Source organism: Neobacillus cucumis, from assembly GCF_002860255.1.
GTDB classification, from domain to species: Bacteria; Bacillota; Bacilli; order Bacillales; family Cytobacillaceae; genus Neobacillus; species Neobacillus cucumis_A.
Genome location: NZ_PGVE01000037.1, coordinates 14,831 through 33,858, shown reverse-complemented (window position 1 = coordinate 33,858; position 19,028 = coordinate 14,831). Strand labels below are relative to the sequence as shown.

Below are 19,028 nucleotides of genomic sequence, written 5' to 3'. Positions count from 1 at the left end.
AGTTTTGGGAGGCTAATGAATTATTTGATTAGGGAATGTTTAAAAGCATAGATAACCGCTTGAGTGCGGTCTTGGACATTTAGTTTGCTTAAAATATTGCTGACATGGGTTTTTACTGTTTTTAATGCGATAAATAATTCATCTGCTATATCCTGATTTGTTTTCCCCTCAGCCATTAATAAGAGAATCTCTAGTTCCCGGCTTGTTAGGTCTTCATGTGGCAGATGAGTATTTTTTTGACGCATTTTAACCATCATTTTCCCGGTGACTTCAGGTTCAAGGACCGATTGACCATGATAGGTAGCCCGGACAGCATCAGCAATTTCACTTGCCTTAGAGGTTTTCAGCATATAGCTCGTCGCACCGGCTTCAAGGGCCGGATATACTTTTTCATCATCCAAAAAGCTTGTCACGATAATTACTTTAGCCTCAGGCCATTCTTCAATAATTTGCCGAGTTGCTTCAATCCCATCCATTTCTTTCATAACCAGGTCCATTAAAATAATGTCAGGGCGTAATGCTAAAGCGAGTTCCACTCCCTTTTTTCCATTATCAGCTTCCCCCACCACTTCAATATCCTGCTGCGCTGAGAGGTATGCAGATACCCCGATTCTTACCATCTCATGGTCATCGACAAACAATACTCTTATCATTTCACACCATCTCCATTAATCGTCACCGGAACCTTCACTTCCAGTCTTGTTCCTTTATTTTTTACACTTACTACTTTTAACGTGCCGCCAATTTCAACTGCTCGTTCATGCATATTTTGCATTCCATAAGAGCCTGCTTTCATTTCATTCACTTCAAAGCCGATTCCGTCATCGACAATTCTAAGAATAACCAGGTCATCCCGTTTTATTAATAAAACCTCAAATTCACTGGCTTTTGAGTGCCTGAGGGTATTGGAGACAGACTCCTGCAGAATTCGGAATAAATGATCCTCTACGCCTTTATCTAATGGAAAATCCTCTACTTTCCATTTAATATCCATTGTTACCTTTTGAGATAATTCGATTAAGAGTTCCTCAATTCCTTCTTGCAGTGTTTTATTCTTTAATGCAACCGGACGCAGGTGTAAAAGGAGTGCCCGCATCTCTAACTGGGATTGGTGGATCATTTCTTCAACAATTTTTAATTGTTTGGAATCACGGTCATCTTCCGATTGGCTTTTTGTTTCATTAATCGCAGACATCATCATCGAGGCCGCAAATAATTGCTGACTAACGGAATCATGTAATTCCCTGGCCAAGCGGTTCCGCTCCTGCTCGATGATTTGCTGGATTCTCTCCTCTTGCCCTTCTACCTTTTCAGTGGCTAAACGCTGGGATAACTTTGCCTGTTCTGACATTTGTTTGCCAATGTTCTCGATTCGTTTGGCAATGGCCTGTATTTCGGTAACAGATGGTTTCTCCTTCGCCTCGATTTGTCTGCCTTCCTCTAACTGATGCAAAGATTGTTCAATGGACAGTAACTGATTTCGCCAAAAAAGGCCTGAAACTCCTCCTAACAATATCCCTATTGCAATGCTGAAGACAGGAACAAAAACGCCAATCGGAATATTCATGAAATGTCTTGTCCATAATTCCGACCAATTTCCTAATGGAAACACATATATTAATATCGCTCCAATGACTAATGCTATAAAAAAGCAAAACGAAATATTCCAGACTATTTGCCGTTGGGTTGAACTCATATCCGGCTCACCTCTAAATTTCCGACCACAAGCGATGTCACAATTTTCACCTTTGTCTCGGACGTTTCATAGCCGGGGGTTTTTAGATGGAATACCTGATTGAAAATCTTCCCTCCATAATTGCCGAAAACTTTAGTCGACCCCATGACACCGGAATGGTGAATACTTACTTCTGTTTCGTAAGGAACAAGAATCTGAATATTCCCAACAATATTCCGAATGAATATTATCGCTTCACCCTTAGGAAGCATTGTATAACTCAAGTCGATCACTGTATCCCCAATCCCAGTCTGAATGTTTACATCATTCCAGTCATAAACACCATGCGGCGTTTTTTGCTGACCAAGGAGGATATTATTAAACAACGGTTCAGAACTAATCAATGTTTCTTGTGTCTCTGTAGATTCAGTAGAAACCAATTCAGGTGATATTTTTTTAGGCTGTTTTTTTGTATTAATATATTGAATGAAAAAGTGCAATAAAATAGCTAACAATAAAAATTTAAAAGTCATCATATTGACGAGACTAAGAATAAAAAAAATTGTCCCAGCGATGAAAAGAACTCTGCCTATCTTTTTGCCGGATTTCTTTCGGCCTAGATAAATCATACCGCCTGCAATAAAAAGAGAGAATATCAGCCCTCTGTTAAAAAATAAAATCTCCAAGAGCAGGATTACAATTCCGAAAATAACCAACCATCCCAGATAATCATTTTTTGCATTTTTAAACATTGGCCACCCTCCCTTTTTATACAGATAAAAGGCGCAGATGGACTACGCCTTCATTAACCGGCTCTTCAAACTGTCAATTTAATCCTGAAATTCCGCTTTTCTTATAGAATACCATTTTTTTCACTAAATGGACTTGCTTTCTTCTAAATTCATCTCTTTTTCTAATTGTGCAATCTTAGCATCAATAGTGTGGCGGTAAAAGGAGCTATTTACCTGATGTTCAAGCCGATCGAGATAGTTTTCAATTTCCTTAAATTTTGAGTAAGATTGATCAGAGTATCCATCGGCCTCCAGTACGTGGTTAATTCGAAGATTCGCACGGGTAATATTCTCACGGCCCATTAATTCCATTCGGCGCAAGTGCATATCTTTTAGTTTGTGCTTCATTTCCTCATATTTTCTTTCTAAATCTCCAAGCTGCCCGTTCACTTGTTCAAGAGATGCTTTAATACGACTGACCCGTTCCGCATATTGCTGATGCTCAGCCGAAGCAAAATGGTATAATGAGGATTCCCCAGCTTTTGAAGCAATTTCTGCTTGATACTTTCTTTTGTTGGCTAACTCTTCAGCCTGATGATATTCCCTCGTAAATTCATCCTTTAAAGTATATTGCCGCTGCAAGAGTTTTCTTACCTTTTCAGTTTCCTGCTCACACTCGCGAAGATATTGGTTCAGCATAGCAATTGGGTTTTTCTTTTCCTTTTGGTCAAGTGCCTCATGAATATCAGCTGTAATTGTATTTTTAATTCTTGTAAATAGGTTTGTCATGATTATTCTCTCCTTATAAAATTAATTTTTTTATTATTAATAATGTTTTATTTCATTCCACTGTTTTTCAAAATTCATAAATGGATCTTCTTCTTTTCTTTTGTCAAACTTACTCCCGTTCCACTTTTTATAAACAAGGAAAAGAACGTAAGCTGCCGCTAGGCCAATGATTGCCGGTAGATTGTGGATAGAGGCCATCAGGACAATAAAGCCAATAATACCCCAGCCAATTTTTCCTCCCAATGACTTTGTCTTTAAAAATTGTCTAAAGATGAAATATAACAGGACTAAACTAATTGCTAGCCCTACCATCGGACCGATGGTTGATAGCAGGATGAATGCCGCAATACCTCCAGCTAACAGTAAACCAAATTTTTTCATCTTTGTTTCACTCCTTTCTTTTCTTGTTTTCATCTTACCTATTTTTCTTTGCCTTCAAAATTGCGCCTAAGCTTGATTTTGCTATCAGTCTTAAGACGTAGAAAGGGTCAGCCTCTTAAGCAATAGCTTAAGAAACTGACCCTTGGCTGCATTATTTTGAAATAAACATTTGTACCCAGTAATGCCCGTATGAGCCGCCCTTAGCGTAACCAACCCCAATTCGAGTATTAGAACTTAAGATATTGGCCCTGTGACCTGAGCTATTCATCCATGCCTGTACCACAGATTGTGGGGTTGTCTGTCCTGCAGCAATATTTTCCGCCGCTGAACGATAGGAAATACCAAAATTCTTCATCATCGTAAATGGGCTGCCGTACGTAGGACTAGTATGACTGAAATAATTTTTGTCCCTCATATCCATAGCTTTGTAGCGGGCAACACGTGAAAGTTCCCAATCTGCTGTCATAGCTGGTAATCCATTTTTTGCACGTTCCTGATTTGTTAGCTGGATTACCTGATTTTCAATTGATTTGACACCGCTTAAATCAGGTATAGTTACCTTTTGGCCAGGATAAATCAAATTTGGATTCTTAAATTGCGGGTTTGCAGAGATGAGTTCACTAATCCCCACTTGATACCTGACAGCAATCTTCCAAAGTGAGTCACCAGACTGAACAGTGTAAATTTGTTGCGCAAAAGAGACACTTGGAATGCAGAAAAGAGATAGTAAGAACAGAAAACTAAACCAAAAAGATTTTTTCATTTTATTCGCCTCCTCGATATATAATTTTGATTTCCGGCTCAAAATATACAGGCAGAAAAAAATTTCAATATTTCTTTTTGGATGATTTTGGGTACAACAAATTAAATAGTCTATGGAGGACTTAATGTGACAGATATTTCGTGGATGACTTTTATCATGCTAATTTTAGCAAGTTACCGATTAACCCATTTAATTGTTTTTGATAAGATCACCGAATTCATCCGAAGACCATTTGTCAAAAAGGTCAAGATTGAAACGAATGAGGGAACCACTATAAAAGAAGTCCCCACTTCCATGTTTGGCTACTTATTAAAATGTTATTGGTGCGCAGGTGTTTGGAGTGCTATTTTACTAGGCGGAGGCTACCTGCTTTTTCCTAAGGTCACTCTTGTCATTATTTTAATTTTCTCCATTGCTGGCGGCCAATCGATTATCGAAACCTTTGTCGGAGTAAATATAAAAAAGGTGGATTATTATTCTGAGCTTCATAAAAAAGACAGAAACAAAACGTAAGAATAAAGGAAAAATTAGTCCCCCCTGCGCATATATTTAGATAAGCTTGGGAGTTATGCATATGTAAAGGGGGATTTCCAATGGCAATTTGGTGGATTACAACCATCGGTTTTGTCCTTTGTCTTGGTATTGCAGGTGGAACCTTTATTTATTTCTTACGCCAGGGTCTGGATTCTGACGACACCAAACGGATTGATCAAGTCAAATCTGATCAAGATTCTTTGTAGCATCCCTCCGGATAAATCATTTTTTAATCCTCACGACTCGCTAATCGGCGGGTTTTTTTATTAAATTAAGTTCTCCACGGCATTCTCACATGATTTTTTCATTTTAGGAAAAATTAAACATGTGATTATTTTGAAGTGGAGGAATACATATGAGTTTATCTGAAAACAGCCAAAGGTTTCCTCGAACCTATTGGCGTGAAATCGATCTTCCAAATTTTAAGACATTGGATCAGGATATAAATGTTGATGTAGCGATTGTTGGTGCTGGTATAACAGGGATTATCGCTGCCTACCTGCTGGCTAAAGCAGGGAAAAAAACAGCCATCCTTGAAGCGGGAGGAATCTTAAACGGAACAACAGGACATACAACAGCAAAATTAACAGCTCAACACGGGTTAATTTACGATGAGTTTATTAATCATTTTGGCAAAGAAAAAACGAGAATGTATTACGAATCCATGATGCAAGCCGTTCAGTTTGTAGAAAATACGGTGAAAGAGAATGGGATTGATTGTGATTTCAGTAAGCAGGATGCCTATGTGTATGCTACAACGGATGAATATGACGAAAAGCTAAAGACAGAGTGGGAGGCTTACAAAACTCTTGATATTGACGGAGCCTTGAAAGATTCGATTCCATTTAAAATACCAGCAAAAGCCGCTCTAATGATGAGTAATCAAGCACAGTTTCATCCATTAAAGTTTTTAAAAGCAATCTTGGAAGAAGCCCTACAAGCTGGCTGCTTAGTTTATGAAAATACAGTTGCTGATGATATTGAAGATGACCATCAAGAGCCAAAGGTGGTTACAAAGGATGGAAAAAAGGTGACAGCTAAACATGTTATCATTGCTTCCCATTTTCCTTTCTACGATAAACCTGGTCTTTATTTTGCAAGAATGTATGCGGATCGTTCTTACGCAATTGGGATTAAGACCACTCAAGAATATCCCGGCGGTATGTATATAAGTGCGGACAGTCCATCACGTTCAATTCGCTTTACCCCGCTGGATAATGGTGAAAATTTACTGATCATTGGCGGTGAAAACCACAAAACAGGTCAGGGTGTTGATACCTTAAAGCACTTTGAAGAGCTTCAAACCTTTGCAGAAGAGGTTTTTGGAGTAAAGGAATACCACTATCGGTGGTCTGCCCAAGATAATGTTACCTTAGATAAAATGCCTTATATCGGCCCCTACACGGCTGAACGAAAGAACGTTTTAGTTGCAACAGGTTATAAAAAATGGGGGATGACAACCGGTATTTTAGCAGGGCACATTTTGAAAGATTATATTGTTGGCGGAACAAATCGCTTTGCAGAATTATACTCCCCATCACGCTTCCAAGCAGATCCGGATTTAAAGGAAGTCCTTTCTACGAATGCCGATGTTGCCAAACACTTACTAAAGGGAAAGCTTGAAATTGTTGAAAAGATTCCGGAAGATTTACAGGATGGTGAAGGTTCTGTTGTCATGTATCGAGGCAAAAGAGCAGGAGCCTATAAGGACGAGAATGGCAAACTCTATATTGTTGATACGACATGTACCCATCTTGGGTGTGAATGTGAATGGAATCATGCAGAAAAATCTTGGGACTGCCCTTGCCATGGGTCTCGTTATTCGTATGCAGGCGATGTGATTGAGGGTCCTACGAATAAACCATTGGGATTACTTAAAAAAGGGTAATCTAAAAAAACGCCTCCTTTCACAAGGAGGCGTTACTTTATTTATTTGCTATTTGGACGGTTCCGTTTTAATTCTTCACCAGTAGTAAATTCCACTAATTCTGCACTGTCTTTCATGCCCTTTTTACGGTTATTATTACGCTGAGCATTGGCATTACCAAGTTTCTGTTTACCCACACTACCATCTCCTTTTCAAGAAAATCATTAATAGTATGGATGAAACAGATTGCCCCTATTCCTGTACTAAAAACGGCGCTCTCCGATGTCCGGTCATTTGTTCAAAGGCATAAGCAATTTCAATTAAGACAGGTTCACTATAGGCAGTTCCAGCAATTGATAAGCCAACCGGTTCACCTTTTAACGTGTATCCAATCGGAACGGTTATGGTTGGATAACCAGCTTTTGCACTGATGTGTGATCCTTCATCACTTGGTAAAACAATGACATCAAGATTATCTTTTTCTAGTGCAAAATCAATTCCTTGTTTGGTTGAATGATATAGATCAAACTCTAATGCATCAATATAAGCTTGTTCGGTAAGTGATCCACTAGTTTCTTCTGCTTCTTCAAGGACAGCTTGTCCATATTTTAGCATTTTTTCTCTATTTTTATTATTAAATTCAATCAAATCAGCCAGCGTTCTAATCGGAATCGATAGATGCAGTTTACTAAAATAAGCATTTAAATCCGGTTTAAATTCATATGTTAAAACATCATACTTCCATTCGGCTTTAACAGAAGGAATGGAGATATCCTCTATTACTTCAGCTTCTGAGCTTTTCAATTTCTCTAATGCGGTCATAACCACATCTGCCTTATCCTTTTCTAACAGCTCAATGAATCCTTCCGTAGCGATACCGATTTTCTTCCCCTTCAGTCCATCTTTTCGAAGGAATGCTGTAAAGTCAATCCCTATTAAGGGGTTGGTTTGGGTAATTGCATCACGTTCATCACTTCCACATAGAGCCGTCAGTAAAATAGCAGCATCTTCCACTGACCTTGCCATTGGGCCAGCTGTATCTTGAGTATGAGCAATAGGAATAATCCCTCTCCTGCTGATTAAACCAACAGTTGGCTTTATGCCAACTAAAGAGTTTTGGCAAGCAGGATTCAAGATGGAACCAGAGGTTTCCGTCCCGACAGCAGCAGCAGCAAAATTAGCAGCAATCGCCGCTCCAGAACCTGAACTAGACCCGCCAACATCAAATTTTCCAGGTCCATACGGATTAAGCACCTGACCGCCTCTGGAGCTATAACCACTTTTCATTCCATAGGCCATGAAATTGGCCCATTCTGTCATATTGGTTTTCCCAAGTATAACAGCTCCTGCTTGACGCAGCTGTCTTGCCACTGCCGAATCCTCCAAAGCAATGGAATCCTTTAACGCCAATGAACCTGCACTCGTATGCATCTTGTCGTTCGTATCAATATTATCTTTGATTAAAATGGGGATTCCATGTAACAGACTGCGCGGTCCAGAGTGTTTCCGTTCTGCGTCAAGGGCTTCTGCGATATGTATGGCATCGGGATTAATCTCAAGGACGGAATGAATTTCTATGTCAAAAACAGATATTCTCTTCAAATACAAGAGCACAAGCTCTTTTGAAGTTAGTTCACCGCTCGTTAATTTTTCTTGCATCTCTCTGATGGCTGCCTCCTCAAGCCACTCATCATAAAGTTTTTTCAATTTCGAATCATGCATGAATTGTCCCCCCTATTCTCACTATAGTTCAAGTGTAACCCCCATAAATCCTTTTTTCTCATGAAAATAAGCAGTGGAATATACCACTGCTTTCATCTTACTTTTTAAGCTGTTGCCTTCTTTGTTCCTCCGCCACAATTTTCCCTTGGTAAAAGACTCTTTTATGGAGCGGAATTTGTAATTCACGGCAAAAGCGCTTTAGTTCCCGTTCTTCACGCTCGGTTACTAATGAAATGACGGTACCATTAGCCCCCATTCTTCCCGTCCTTCCAGCTCTGTGTACATATTGGCTAATATCCTTCGGAAAGTCTATCTGAACAACATGGCTTACTCCCTGAATATCTAACCCTCGGGCAGCAATATCTGTAGCAATTAGCATTTTCATCTTTCCATCACGAAAATCCTTTAAAGCTGCCTGACGTTCTAACTTTTTCATATCACTATGGAGAATGCCAATAGATAACTCTTTAAACAACAATTTTTCTTTAAATACCTGAATCTCACCTATATCATTAATAAAAGCTAAGGATTTACTTTTCTCTAAACGAGCAATTTTTTCTAGGAGCTTAATTTTATCCCTTTGCTCACATAAAAAATAGATATGTTCTACCTCTCCTGAAGAGGCGATCTCGTCTTTTTCAATTCGCAATACCTCAGGTTCTTTAGCCAATTCCTTAGCTAACTTTTCTGTTGCCTGTTTCATAGTGGCTGAAAATAATATGACTTGCCGGTCAGCCATTGTCGATTTAATGATTTGCTTAACATTCTTTACATGCTCCGGAATTAACAACTGATCGCCTTCATCAAGAACTACCGTTTTAACCTCGTGCATTTTCACCTTTTTTTGCTTAATTAACTCTAATAAACGACCAGGTGTAGCAAAAATTACATGCGGTCTCTTCTTTAATTTTTCAAGCTGCCGTTTTAAGTTCGCCCCGCCAATAATGGAGGTACCTCTAATGCCGCTTCCTTCCGACCACTTTTGGAATACTTGATAAACCTGCATAACAAGCTCTTGCGAAGAAGCTAGTACAACAGCCTGCAAGGAAGGTGTATTACTCTCGATTTTATTTAATAAAGGGAGCAAATAAGCAAGTGTCTTCCCTGTCCCTGTCGGCGACTCGGCAATTACATCTTTTCCTTCAAGTATAAGAGGAACGGCTGTTTCTTGGATGGATGTTGGTGCTTGAAAGCCCGACTTTTGCCATGCTTCCTGTAGAAACGGTTGTAAAGTGTTTAACATTGTGTACTCCTTCTATATCTAAATCAATTTTTACTTTATTATTTGTAATTCGATATCGTATTGATACTATCTTATTATTCTTAAGGTGTCTAGTTTGGAATTATGTTGAAGTATTTAGGTAGAGGACAATCCATACCATGTGATAAGCAAGGACCGATAAATATAAAATACAGGTTGAAATAAGCAGCGTTCGAATTCTTCCCTTAAAAGGTCTTAAATAAAATAAACCAAGCAGAACAAGCGGCAGCAAAATCTTAATAAGATAAAAATAGGTCCAGCCTGTAGCAATGACTTCTCTCATCATCGGGTTCCCTTCTTCAATGAACCCTGAGGAGATACCAAAATGTGTTAAGACAGCATCCATTAAACAAGCAGCGATCAAAAAAATACAGGGTTTCATAAATCCTCCTTCAATGCATACTAATACACACCATTCTTTCTAAATATATATACCCCAATACATTCTTTATTACGAACAAGCAATTCAAATGAAATGGCTGCTGATTAAAGCAGCCTAATTTACAAATCTCCCACTTTCAGGCTTAGCAATTTCATCAAAATGAACGACTAAATACTGAAGATCCTTGGAAAGTTCCTCTCCGCTTATTGGAATCCCATGTCCCGTAACAGCTACTTTTGGCTTCAGTGCCTCCAATTTTTTTACTGACTCATAAGCAGCATCCCAATCAGTTGTATAGTATCTCGGAGGGCCGCTAATTTCCTTTGTTTGTGTTATGACTTTATAAAGGGACTCCTGTTTAACGGTGACAAAGGCATCCCCCGCAATTAACGTTCTGTCTTGTTCACGGAATAAAGAAATATGGCCTGGCGTATGACCAGGGGTATGTATCCATTTCCAGCCATTCATATGAGGAACTGTTCCATCACTTGGAAGCGGATGGACATGCTTACTAATGTCAATTCCATGGTTAGGAAACATCGGAGACATTTTGGCTACCAGTCCGTGGTCCACATTTGGGTCCCCAGGGGGATAATCCTTTTTCCCTGTTAGATACGGAAGTTCATCGTCATGGGCATAGACTGGGATTTCCCAATCCTCTAATATAGACACGATGGACCCGACATGATCGAAATGCCCATGTGTTAGAATAATCGCCTTTGGTACGGCGTTTTCTCCAAAGCGCTCTTTTATCATGTCCTTTATTTGTTCTGCCGATTTTGGCATGCCTGTGTCAATTAAAACAAATTCATAAGGTGTTCCTACCACGACAAGATTGACGATTTGATCAGTGTAACAATATACATCTGGAAGTACAGAAACGCCCATTCCACTCCCAATGGATGTCATTGGAAGAAAGGATTCTTCAAATTTACTATCTTGTGGCTGTTCCAATGAAATACCCCCTTTTCTGATTATTATTAAACTTAGGAGGCAAATTTATGACTTCCGCAAAATACAACACATTAAAAACATTATAACAAACATTTATGTTCTAAATAAAGTAAATAAGTATCTAATAAGTTGAATGGTAGTAAATTCGAAAGGTTTGTGAACATTATCGGTAATTCGATTTAAACGTGTGTAATTGATGATAGAATATACATCAGGATTACAATATATTGGAGTTGAATATGATGTTTAGCAGAATTGCACTTATCGCATTGTTTTTGTTCTTTCTATCTGGAACAAATGGGTTTGCTTATACACATTCAGAAAAATACACTCCTAAATTTGATTTTGTTCAGACAGAATCGATTCATAATAATTCAACATTAACTCTGGTGACAGTCTCAAATAAGAATTCTAATATACAAGCTACAGACACAAAACACACCAATAATGAGACAGAAAATGCTGTTTTGCTTATGAATAAAAACCAAAGTACTGATCCTTCATTTAAAGAATACGTTGTTCCTGCAGCTGTATGTCTTTTCTTATTTATCGGTCTCAGCTTCTATTGGTTAGTTTTTAGGAGAAAAAAACTCTAGATAAAAAAATGAGCGTATATCCTTTCAGGATACACGCTTTTTATTTTTTATTGAAAAGCCCTCCAAAATTCTCCGTTAACATCCAGAAATGCTTTAAGTTCTCCAAAAGGGATTGTAAATGTCGGAAAACCAGCTGCATAAGGAGCAATATCATAAGGGTTAAAAAAGACATTTAAACCTTTTTCATCTATAAAAAATGGCTGATTCGCTTGGATTCCATGGAACTCATTTGGAAAGATATATGAATACTGATCATTACTTTTTATTTGTTTCTCAATAAAATCACTAATAACCTTCACATAAAGGCTCCCAGATTTAAAAAGATCTTTTAATTGATACACTCTGCCAGTTTTAAGGTTTATATGAGCGTATTTTTTTATTGGCATACCGTGGGCAGCACAAAACGGATAGTTATACCCTACTAGTTCCATTACCAATAAATTTTTCCTGAAATAGGTAATCTCATAATCTCCTGTATAATTGAACTCCAACGGGGTGGAAGGTACCTGTTTTACCCCTGCCATTTCCTTTAATATTTTATTTACTTGGGCTGGATGGTCCATCCCCTTAATCTCAGGATAATAAACAAGATAATCATAATTGGGCTTATATTTATGTTCTGCGACTGCATATTTGCTATTTAATGTAAGAATGTTGGTCTGTTCCCAAATCAACTGATTATTTTGATTAAAATAGATCAAACGATGGTCAATATCGCCTTTGATAAGAGTCTTATCAAAGCTTAGCGACCCGCTTCCGCTTACTTGAGGAAGATGGTTCAGTTTGTGCCCCTGATTATCTATAAAGTAGGTATGCTGATCATCGGAGACAGACGCAATTCCGTCGTGAAAGAGTCCGATTTCTCGAAAAATAAAACCGGACAAGATACGGCCTTCATGATCAGACACTGCAAAAACAGAGCGCATACATGCCTGTTTAGGGTCAATCTCCTTCCCAATGGCATAGCGTTTTTCTCCCAAATACAAAATTTGGTTATAATTAGCTTTCAACACAAAAAGTCCTTTAGAATGGATAATTCCATATTTCTCATTACGATTAATTTCTATACTGACGATGGCACGACCATCTATAAATCGATCGGCATTTGTAAACTTTGGCTCTATGACAATGTGTCCTTTCACATCGATATAACCATATTTCCCATCGTTACTTTTCTTAAAGGAAAGTAGATTTTCACCATAATTGCCTACCCATGCATATGGATAGGTATGCAATACCTTCCCTGTCAGATCAATTAATTGATACTGACCTCCCTTAGATTTGACGACAGCTTTTCCTTCTGTAAATTCACTGGCGGATTCATAGATAGTCGCAATAACCACTTTTCCTCTTTTATTTAAATACCCATATTGATAATTTCCTTGCTCATCAGTTTCAGCCGCTTCAACGCGTCCCTCTTTATATTCCGTTCCAATCACAGAGTAGGCCCTTTCGGTAATCTCTTTACCGCTCTCATCAATCACCTTGAATCCTTCACCATCATTAACAATTGAACGGCCTTCTGAAAAGGGCTCAATCGTATCATATTTGGGGCTAACAATAAAATACCCTTTTTCATTGATGATCCCGGCTTTATCCAATAGCCCGACAACCGCTAAATCATTGTCTTGAAAATCCTCCGCTTTGTCATAGATAGGGGGAAGCTTAAAAAAACCTTTCGCATTGATATATCCCCATTTCGTGCCTCCAATTTCCCTAATAGCAGCTGGGAATAAATAAACAGCTCTTAATTCAAAAGATTCATGAAGCATTCGTACAGCCCTTTTCTCAACTGCCTTTGTAACGGGAAAATACGATAAATAAGAACCATACGTATTCTTTAAAACAAATAAATACTGCCCCTGATTATAACGATAAATGCCGAAGACTTCATTTATTCCATCGCCATCCAGGTCTCCCCATTTTATGAGGGCTTGATTGTTGTGATATAAGATTTCTGCTCCAGCAGGGAGGTAAGGCATTACAAGCATTACCTCTCGATTTAAACCACTCATTGTTTCCCACCCATTTTTTTTAATATATATATGAAAATGTTGGGCGTGTGTGTAATGAAGGATTTTTATTTCAAATTAATGACCGATATAACGGGCATCAGGAATTAATTGTTTCCATTCCTCGTATGTAATAATCGTATTCCAGTGGCCAGTTATTATTGCCACTCCAATCACCAAGAAGAAGAAAACAAAGAACGTCACAGGAACAAACCACTTATTTACCTTCTTTCTTGCAACGGTCATATTCAATGTGTCCTTTATCGGACATGCCTCTACACAAGATATACAAGCTGAGCAATTAAGAGAAGTAACCTTTTCCATTTTATGAACCTTTAACCGCTGAGGGCAGACCTTAGTACACATCTCACAATCTGTACATGAGTCATCATTTCTTACAATTTTTGTCATCCTGAAAATGGAGCCTAGTCCAATGATTGCACCATAAGGGCATAAGAATCGGCACCAAAAGTTTCTAAACAATAAAGATAAAATGAAAATAACAATAAGAAACTTCAAAGTAAATCCACTAATGTTTAAGAATAAGAGCAGCATTTTAACATCTGAAACCTTATTATAGTTATCAACCAAAAAACTTTTGGCACTAAAGATATCCATTTGAATAACCATACCAATAAGAAATAGTAATAGAACATACTTTATAGGCGTTAATAGCCAGACAAGCCACATGGGCATGTCAAAGTTCTTTTTAAAGATTTTTCTTCCAACCCAGGCAATGAGTTCATTTGCGGTACCTACCGGACAAATCCAGCTGCAAAAGGATTTTCGGAGAAGAAGTCCCGCTCCAACAAAAAACGAGAGCAAAACGAGTCCTGCCGGATGAATGACATCAAAATCCCCGCTGGTCAGCCAAACCTTCAGGGCGACAAGGGCACTGATTGGCAAAAATCCCTCTACTGCAGATGGACGTTCGACGAAAGGGGTTTTACCATTCGTAACAAAATGCTCGTAAAATTGATAAAATTGCAGACCTATATATAGTGAAAACAGCAAGAACACGGCTTGAACAGTATATCTGGTGATCTGCACAGGCTTACGTTTTAACTGCTTCTTATACCAAGCTTTTGACTTCATTTATAATTTCCTCCATTCATTAATAATCTAACTATAATGAACGCCAGGAAACTGGTAAGTGATATTAATCATCGGCAGATTTCATTTCAAAAAAATTTCACATAACCATTCTTAAATCTGTCAAGTACTTATTTAGCATCCAAATAATATAAAGTAATTTTCAAATTAAAAAAATACCAGCAGATTCGACCGAACCCGCTGGTATTTTTATTTGTCTGCATTAAATACGATTTGATTTTGCTTCCTTGCTTCCTCTGTAATTTTGAGAACGATTTTACTCCAATCCTTTAATTGCTCATATTCTTGATTATTATTGGTTTCGATTATGCCTGCGATATTGATACATTCGTAAACCATGTTTTGTTCTTCTTGATTCACACTTAAGATTTGAATTTCCTTTGTATGTGTATCAAGATACTTAATTTCTGAGATTGGTGCAGCATCCTCAAGAACAAATGTCCCCTTCTCCCCATGTATCTCACAAGGAATAATGGAATCTACTATTTTAGAACAAAGGACAGTACAAACAAATCCTTCATAATCTAATAATAATGTTCCACTGCCATCCACACCGCTTCTCAAAACAACAGGGTGGTAAGAAACCTTCTTAGGTTCCCCGAACAAGCAGACCGCTAAATATAATGGATAAACCCCTAAATCTACAAGTGCCCCGCCAGAATATACGCTCGAAAAAATATTTGGCTCCTCACCTTTTAAAAACAAATCATAACGGGAGGAGTACTTCATATATGGAAGTACCGCACTTCTTAGCTGGCCTGCCATAGGCAGTTTTTCCTTAAGTATTTTAAAATTTGGCGTATGGATATTTCGGATGGCTTCAAATAAATAAACACCATTTTCTTCAGCCGTCTCGTAGGCTTTTTCTAATTCAACCGTATTTGAGAAAATCGGTTTTTCACAGATTACATGCTTTTTATTTTTCAAAAATGTAAGAGCCTGCTCAAAATGAAGAGAATTTGGCGATGCAATGTATACAGCCTCAATCTCTTCACTTTTAGCCATTTCATCGACATCAGTATAAAAATGAGAGGCGTTATATTGGTTAGCGAGTTGTTTCGCTTTATCTTCAGTCCGTGAGTACACCCCAACTAATTGGAATTGTTCACTAAGACTTGCTGCTTGAATAAAAGATTCAGTAATCCACCCGGTACCTACTGTAGCAAACTTTATCATTTTAGTTACCTCTTCCTTTTAATTTCTTCAAGATACCATTTTATCCTTTTTACAACTTGCTTACCAATATAAACTAATATTTTTTCATAATCTTTCTGTTTTGAATATGATTTGTTGGGAACAATGGAAAAATATTAGAATTTATGTTATATGTAATAGATATTAAGAAAAGTTCAGGGCTTTGACTTAGGGCCGGAGGACACTGAAGAAAGAGGTTGAAAAGGTGGAAAATCAAACATCCAATTTCATAAAAGATATTATGATAAAAGATTTGGAATCAGGTAAACACCAAAAGATCGTGACACGATTCCCACCAGAGCCAAACGGCTATTTACATATTGGACATGCTAAATCCATTATCATTAACTTCGGTTTAGCTGATGATTTTAATGGACAAACCAACTTACGTTTTGATGATACCAACCCATTAAAGGAAGATATCGAGTTTGTAAACTCCATTAAGGAAGATGTAAAATGGCTGGGATTTGAATGGGATAACTTATATTTTGCTTCCGATTATTTTGAGGAAATGTACAACCGAGCAGTTTTATTAATTGAAAAAGGACTTGCTTATGTGGATGACCTGTCAGCAGATGAAATACGTGAATACCGAGGCACCTTAACAGAGCCGGGGAAAAATAGTCCTTTCCGTGACCGTTCTGTGGAAGAAAATCTTGACCTATTTAAACGGATGCGTGCGGGTGAATTTGGTAATGGTGAAAAGGTACTCCGAGCAAAAATTGATATGAGTTCACCGAATATCAATCTACGCGATCCCGTTATTTATCGAATTGCCCATGCAACACATCATAATACTGGTGATAAATGGTGTATTTACCCAATGTACGCTTTTGCACATCCGCTTGAGGATGCCATTGAAGGGGTAACCCATTCCATTTGTACCATTGAATTTGAAGATCAACGTCCATTATATAATTGGGTTGTTGAAAAATGTGAAATGAAGAGCACACCACAGCAAATTGAATTCGGCCGTTTGAATGTGACCAACACTGTAATGAGTAAGCGGAAACTTAAGCAGCTAGTGGAAGAAGGCTTTGTTGATGGCTGGGATGACCCGCGTATGCCGACCATTTCCGGTATGAGAAGAAAAGGTTTTACACCGGAATCCATTCGTGCCTTTGTTAAAGAAACAGGTGTTCACAAAGGTTCTGGTGCAGTTGATTCACAAATGCTTGAGCATTATGTCCGTGAAGACTTAAAATTAAAGGTACCTCGGACAATGGGGATTATAAACCCGTTAAAAGTGGTCATTACCAACTATCCAGAAGGCCAAATTGAATTATTAGATGCAGAAATCAATCCAGAGAATCCAGATATGGGGATGAGAAAGATTCCTTTTTCTCGTGAAATTTATATTGAAAAAGATGATTTCATGGAGAATCCGCCAAAGAAATATTTCCGCTTATTCCCTGGCAATGAGGTTCGTTTAAAACATGCTTACTTCATTAAATGTGAAGAAGTTGTAAAGGATGCAAATGGTGAGGTTGTCGAACTTCGCTGTACCTATGATCCAGAAACTAAGAGTGGAACGGGCTTTACAGGAAGAAAAGTCAAAGGAACCATTCATTGGGTGGAAGCTACCCATGCTGTTCCAGCTGAATTCCGCTTATATGAGCCGCTTATTTTGGAAACTTCTGAAGTAAACAGCGAGGAAGAAAAAACGTCTTTCCTTGATCATGTAAATCCAAAATCATTAGAAGTACTGCAAGGCTTTGTCGAGCCAAACATGAGGGAAAGCCGACCACAGGATAAATTTCAGTTCTTCCGCCACGGCTATTTCAACGTCGATCCAAAGGATACCACAGTTGATAAGCTTGTCTTTAACCGAATTGTTTCATTAAAAAGTTCGTTTAAAATATAACATTTGGTGCGAAAACACAATAATCAGGATAAAAAATGCTCAGAGCATAAAAACTCTGAGCATTTTACTATTTAATCGGCCTATTGAGCATAAGTTTCCGTTACTGAATCGTATGTATCCTAACTTTCGTACGTCTCCTTAAATCTTTTCCCATTTTACTATATTAGGTAAATAATTTCTTATACAATTTTTGATAGCTTTTCATTCTGCTGTTCAATAAATAATACCTTGACCTTTAAATGTGACGGAAGCAGTGGATGATGGCGAATGATGTGGACTGTTTTTTTGACACTATCCATTAAAGTTTTGCCCCCCTGTAACCAATCACTCACCGTACCCTTAGGAAATTCCGGCTTGGTATTTTTAAAAAGGTAATCCAGTGTTTGAATCTTCTCATTTAATTCTTTGTTTTTATTAATTTTGATCAGCATATCCTCAGTATCTTTTTGATAATCATCTGTGAAGGCCACAACGATTTCTTCTACATTTTCCTGAAAGACCGCAATGATGATGTCCCTCATTAATTCATCGAAGGGGTGTGGAATGACTGGTTGATATCTTTGCAAGATAATCATATTTTCCGGGTTGACTTTGGCTTCTTCTTTTATAAAACGTTCTAATTTATGGTCCATACCAATCACATATAGTACTTTTTTCTTTTCATCTTTAGACATCATATTCACCCCATTAATATTTGTATTCTACTCTAAATAAGTTTCTGATACTTCCCTTTAGAAAAAGTGTTCAAATTTTTTTCTTATTACTAACTTAATTTGCTTTGCAGATTGCTAGAAAGCTTAAAGATCATTGCTCGTTCTCCAGTTTGCGTACTAATATCGGTGTGAAAGCTAATTACTTCTTCCCCTGTTATCGTTAAGATGATTTCCTTTATATCACCCAGACCGGATTCCACTAAACTGTTGCGATATTCTTTTACTGATAACAATCCTTCTTTATCCTGACATACTTCATATTCTGCAGGAGTTAATATAGCGCCAAGAATCACAATCACCATATCCCGTAAGATATCTGATTTAACTGATACGGAGCCCCGTCCAAGATAATTTTTCTCCCAATGTGTTAAGGCTTTACTTATTTCAGCTTCAAGCATTCCTTTTGATTTCTCCATACCAATTCCTTTCCTTTATTCAAAGTTACATTCATGGATAGCCAAACATTGCCTATAATAT

21 protein-coding genes are annotated in these 19,028 nt (G+C 37.9%); 5 read left to right on the top strand and 16 right to left on the bottom strand.

Going from position 1 to position 19,028, the window contains the following annotated elements; all coding sequences use genetic code 11:
- Positions 1 to 20 precede the first annotated feature (20 nt).
- From CVD27_RS08700 to safA, 6 genes are all read right to left on the bottom strand, one after another.
- Positions 21 to 653 (bottom strand): response regulator transcription factor, encoded by a 633-nt coding sequence (locus CVD27_RS08700; protein WP_101647508.1) that lies wholly within the window; start codon positions 651 to 653, stop codon positions 21 to 23.
- Positions 650 to 1,696 carry a sensor histidine kinase gene (locus tag CVD27_RS08695; RefSeq protein WP_101647507.1) on the bottom strand — a complete coding sequence of 349 codons (1,047 nt, stop codon included), beginning with the start codon at positions 1,694 to 1,696 and terminating at the stop codon, positions 650 to 652. The genes CVD27_RS08700 and CVD27_RS08695 overlap by 4 nt, the downstream gene beginning before the upstream one ends.
- Positions 1,693 to 2,427, bottom strand: coding sequence for a cell wall-active antibiotics response protein LiaF (liaF, locus tag CVD27_RS08690; RefSeq protein WP_101647506.1), 735 nt, complete (start codon positions 2,425 to 2,427; stop codon positions 1,693 to 1,695). The genes CVD27_RS08695 and liaF overlap by 4 nt, the downstream gene beginning before the upstream one ends.
- Positions 2,428 to 2,550: 123 nt before the next feature.
- A complete protein-coding gene (locus CVD27_RS08685; protein ID WP_101647505.1) occupies positions 2,551 to 3,195 on the bottom strand; it encodes a PspA/IM30 family protein in 645 nt (214 codons plus the stop codon).
- A gap of 36 nt (positions 3,196 to 3,231) precedes the next feature.
- Positions 3,232 to 3,576, bottom strand: a complete 345-nt coding sequence (locus CVD27_RS08680; protein ID WP_101647504.1) for a lmo0954 family membrane protein — start codon at positions 3,574 to 3,576, stop codon at positions 3,232 to 3,234.
- Between the two features lie 151 nt (positions 3,577 to 3,727).
- Positions 3,728 to 4,339, bottom strand: coding sequence for a SafA/ExsA family spore coat assembly protein (safA, locus tag CVD27_RS08675; RefSeq protein ID WP_101647503.1), 612 nt, complete (start codon positions 4,337 to 4,339; stop codon positions 3,728 to 3,730).
- A 144-nt stretch (positions 4,340 to 4,483) separates the two neighbouring features.
- Between safA and CVD27_RS08670 the strand changes: the two genes are divergently transcribed.
- From CVD27_RS08670 to CVD27_RS08665, 3 genes are all read left to right on the top strand, one after another.
- Positions 4,484 to 4,852 (top strand): DUF1360 domain-containing protein, encoded by a 369-nt coding sequence (locus CVD27_RS08670; protein WP_101647609.1) that lies wholly within the window; start codon positions 4,484 to 4,486, stop codon positions 4,850 to 4,852.
- A gap of 80 nt (positions 4,853 to 4,932) precedes the next feature.
- Entirely contained in the window at positions 4,933 to 5,079 is a 147-nt protein-coding gene (locus CVD27_RS28000) for a hypothetical protein (protein ID WP_180960203.1), read from the top strand.
- A gap of 149 nt (positions 5,080 to 5,228) precedes the next feature.
- Entirely contained in the window at positions 5,229 to 6,761 is a 1,533-nt protein-coding gene (locus CVD27_RS08665; protein ID WP_101647502.1) for an FAD-dependent oxidoreductase, read from the top strand.
- Between the two features lie 41 nt (positions 6,762 to 6,802).
- Here the strand turns inward: CVD27_RS08665 and CVD27_RS28695 are convergent, their stop codons facing one another.
- From CVD27_RS28695 to CVD27_RS08645, 5 genes are all read right to left on the bottom strand, one after another.
- The gene (locus CVD27_RS28695) at positions 6,803 to 6,937 is read right to left on the bottom strand and encodes a hypothetical protein (protein ID WP_257984301.1); all 135 of its coding nucleotides are present in this window, start codon (positions 6,935 to 6,937) and stop codon (positions 6,803 to 6,805) included.
- A 55-nt stretch (positions 6,938 to 6,992) separates the two neighbouring features.
- Positions 6,993 to 8,462, bottom strand: a complete 1,470-nt coding sequence (locus CVD27_RS08660; protein ID WP_101647501.1) for an amidase family protein — start codon at positions 8,460 to 8,462, stop codon at positions 6,993 to 6,995.
- 97 nt (positions 8,463 to 8,559) lie between these two features.
- Entirely contained in the window at positions 8,560 to 9,705 is a 1,146-nt protein-coding gene (locus CVD27_RS08655; protein WP_101647500.1) for a DEAD/DEAH box helicase, read from the bottom strand.
- Positions 9,706 to 9,805: 100 nt separating this feature from the next.
- A complete protein-coding gene (locus tag CVD27_RS08650) occupies positions 9,806 to 10,105 on the bottom strand; it encodes a DUF5658 family protein (RefSeq protein ID WP_101647499.1) in 300 nt (99 codons plus the stop codon).
- A 114-nt stretch (positions 10,106 to 10,219) separates the two neighbouring features.
- Entirely contained in the window at positions 10,220 to 11,059 is an 840-nt protein-coding gene (locus CVD27_RS08645; protein ID WP_374703056.1) for an MBL fold metallo-hydrolase, read from the bottom strand.
- Between the two features lie 242 nt (positions 11,060 to 11,301).
- Between CVD27_RS08645 and CVD27_RS08640 the strand changes: the two genes are divergently transcribed.
- Positions 11,302 to 11,655 carry a hypothetical protein gene (locus tag CVD27_RS08640; protein WP_101647498.1) on the top strand — a complete coding sequence of 118 codons (354 nt, stop codon included), beginning with the start codon at positions 11,302 to 11,304 and terminating at the stop codon, positions 11,653 to 11,655.
- Positions 11,656 to 11,702: 47 nt separating this feature from the next.
- Here CVD27_RS08640 and CVD27_RS08635 read toward each other — a convergent pair whose 3' ends face one another.
- The 3 genes from CVD27_RS08635 to CVD27_RS08625 all read right to left on the bottom strand — a co-directional run bounded on the left by CVD27_RS08635 (position 11,703) and on the right by CVD27_RS08625 (position 15,956).
- Positions 11,703 to 13,670 (bottom strand): WG repeat-containing protein, encoded by a 1,968-nt coding sequence (locus CVD27_RS08635; protein WP_101647497.1) that lies wholly within the window; start codon positions 13,668 to 13,670, stop codon positions 11,703 to 11,705.
- A gap of 75 nt (positions 13,671 to 13,745) precedes the next feature.
- The gene (locus CVD27_RS08630) at positions 13,746 to 14,762 is read right to left on the bottom strand and encodes a 4Fe-4S binding protein (RefSeq protein ID WP_101647496.1); all 1,017 of its coding nucleotides are present in this window, start codon (positions 14,760 to 14,762) and stop codon (positions 13,746 to 13,748) included.
- Between the two features lie 207 nt (positions 14,763 to 14,969).
- The gene (locus tag CVD27_RS08625; RefSeq protein WP_257984300.1) at positions 14,970 to 15,956 is read right to left on the bottom strand and encodes a Gfo/Idh/MocA family protein; all 987 of its coding nucleotides are present in this window, start codon (positions 15,954 to 15,956) and stop codon (positions 14,970 to 14,972) included.
- 223 nt (positions 15,957 to 16,179) lie between these two features.
- Here CVD27_RS08625 and CVD27_RS08620 point away from each other — a divergent pair, with 223 nt between their 5' ends.
- Positions 16,180 to 17,838, top strand: coding sequence for a glutamine--tRNA ligase/YqeY domain fusion protein (locus CVD27_RS08620; protein ID WP_101647495.1), 1,659 nt, complete (start codon positions 16,180 to 16,182; stop codon positions 17,836 to 17,838).
- A gap of 179 nt (positions 17,839 to 18,017) precedes the next feature.
- Here the strand turns inward: CVD27_RS08620 and CVD27_RS08615 are convergent, their stop codons facing one another.
- The gene (locus tag CVD27_RS08615; protein ID WP_101647494.1) at positions 18,018 to 18,512 is read right to left on the bottom strand and encodes a carbonic anhydrase; all 495 of its coding nucleotides are present in this window, start codon (positions 18,510 to 18,512) and stop codon (positions 18,018 to 18,020) included.
- 89 nt (positions 18,513 to 18,601) lie between these two features.
- The gene (locus tag CVD27_RS08610) at positions 18,602 to 18,967 is read right to left on the bottom strand and encodes a DUF2294 domain-containing protein (protein ID WP_101647493.1); all 366 of its coding nucleotides are present in this window, start codon (positions 18,965 to 18,967) and stop codon (positions 18,602 to 18,604) included.
- Between the last annotated feature and the right edge of the window lie 61 nt (positions 18,968 to 19,028).

Excerpts from the sequence above, each read along its gene's own strand:
- CVD27_RS08640 (WP_101647498.1), top strand. The coding sequence starts at position 11,302 with ATGTTTAGCAGAATTGCACTTATCGCATTGTTTTTGTTCTTTCTATCT.
- CVD27_RS08670 (WP_101647609.1), top strand. The coding sequence starts at position 4,484 with ATGACTTTTATCATGCTAATTTTAGCAAGTTACCGATTAACCCATTTA.
- CVD27_RS08625 (WP_257984300.1), bottom strand. The coding sequence starts at position 15,956 with ATGATAAAGTTTGCTACAGTAGGTACCGGGTGGATTACTGAATCTTTT.
- CVD27_RS08680 (WP_101647504.1), bottom strand. The coding sequence starts at position 3,576 with ATGAAAAAATTTGGTTTACTGTTAGCTGGAGGTATTGCGGCATTCATC.
- safA (WP_101647503.1), bottom strand. The coding sequence starts at position 4,339 with ATGAAAAAATCTTTTTGGTTTAGTTTTCTGTTCTTACTATCTCTTTTC.
- CVD27_RS28000 (WP_180960203.1), top strand. The coding sequence starts at position 4,933 with ATGGCAATTTGGTGGATTACAACCATCGGTTTTGTCCTTTGTCTTGGT.
- CVD27_RS08700 (WP_101647508.1), bottom strand. The coding sequence starts at position 653 with ATGATAAGAGTATTGTTTGTCGATGACCATGAGATGGTAAGAATCGGG.
- CVD27_RS08685 (WP_101647505.1), bottom strand. The coding sequence starts at position 3,195 with ATGACAAACCTATTTACAAGAATTAAAAATACAATTACAGCTGATATT.
- CVD27_RS08665 (WP_101647502.1), top strand. The coding sequence starts at position 5,229 with ATGAGTTTATCTGAAAACAGCCAAAGGTTTCCTCGAACCTATTGGCGT.
- CVD27_RS08655 (WP_101647500.1), bottom strand. The coding sequence starts at position 9,705 with ATGTTAAACACTTTACAACCGTTTCTACAGGAAGCATGGCAAAAGTCG.
- CVD27_RS08615 (WP_101647494.1), bottom strand. The coding sequence starts at position 18,512 with ATGTCTAAAGATGAAAAGAAAAAAGTACTATATGTGATTGGTATGGAC.
- CVD27_RS08635 (WP_101647497.1), bottom strand. The coding sequence starts at position 13,670 with ATGAGTGGTTTAAATCGAGAGGTAATGCTTGTAATGCCTTACCTCCCT.
- CVD27_RS08650 (WP_101647499.1), bottom strand. The coding sequence starts at position 10,105 with ATGAAACCCTGTATTTTTTTGATCGCTGCTTGTTTAATGGATGCTGTC.
- CVD27_RS08695 (WP_101647507.1), bottom strand. The coding sequence starts at position 1,696 with ATGAGTTCAACCCAACGGCAAATAGTCTGGAATATTTCGTTTTGCTTT.
- CVD27_RS08610 (WP_101647493.1), bottom strand. The coding sequence starts at position 18,967 with ATGGAGAAATCAAAAGGAATGCTTGAAGCTGAAATAAGTAAAGCCTTA.
- CVD27_RS08630 (WP_101647496.1), bottom strand. The coding sequence starts at position 14,762 with ATGAAGTCAAAAGCTTGGTATAAGAAGCAGTTAAAACGTAAGCCTGTG.
- liaF (WP_101647506.1), bottom strand. The coding sequence starts at position 2,427 with ATGTTTAAAAATGCAAAAAATGATTATCTGGGATGGTTGGTTATTTTC.
- CVD27_RS08660 (WP_101647501.1), bottom strand. The coding sequence starts at position 8,462 with ATGCATGATTCGAAATTGAAAAAACTTTATGATGAGTGGCTTGAGGAG.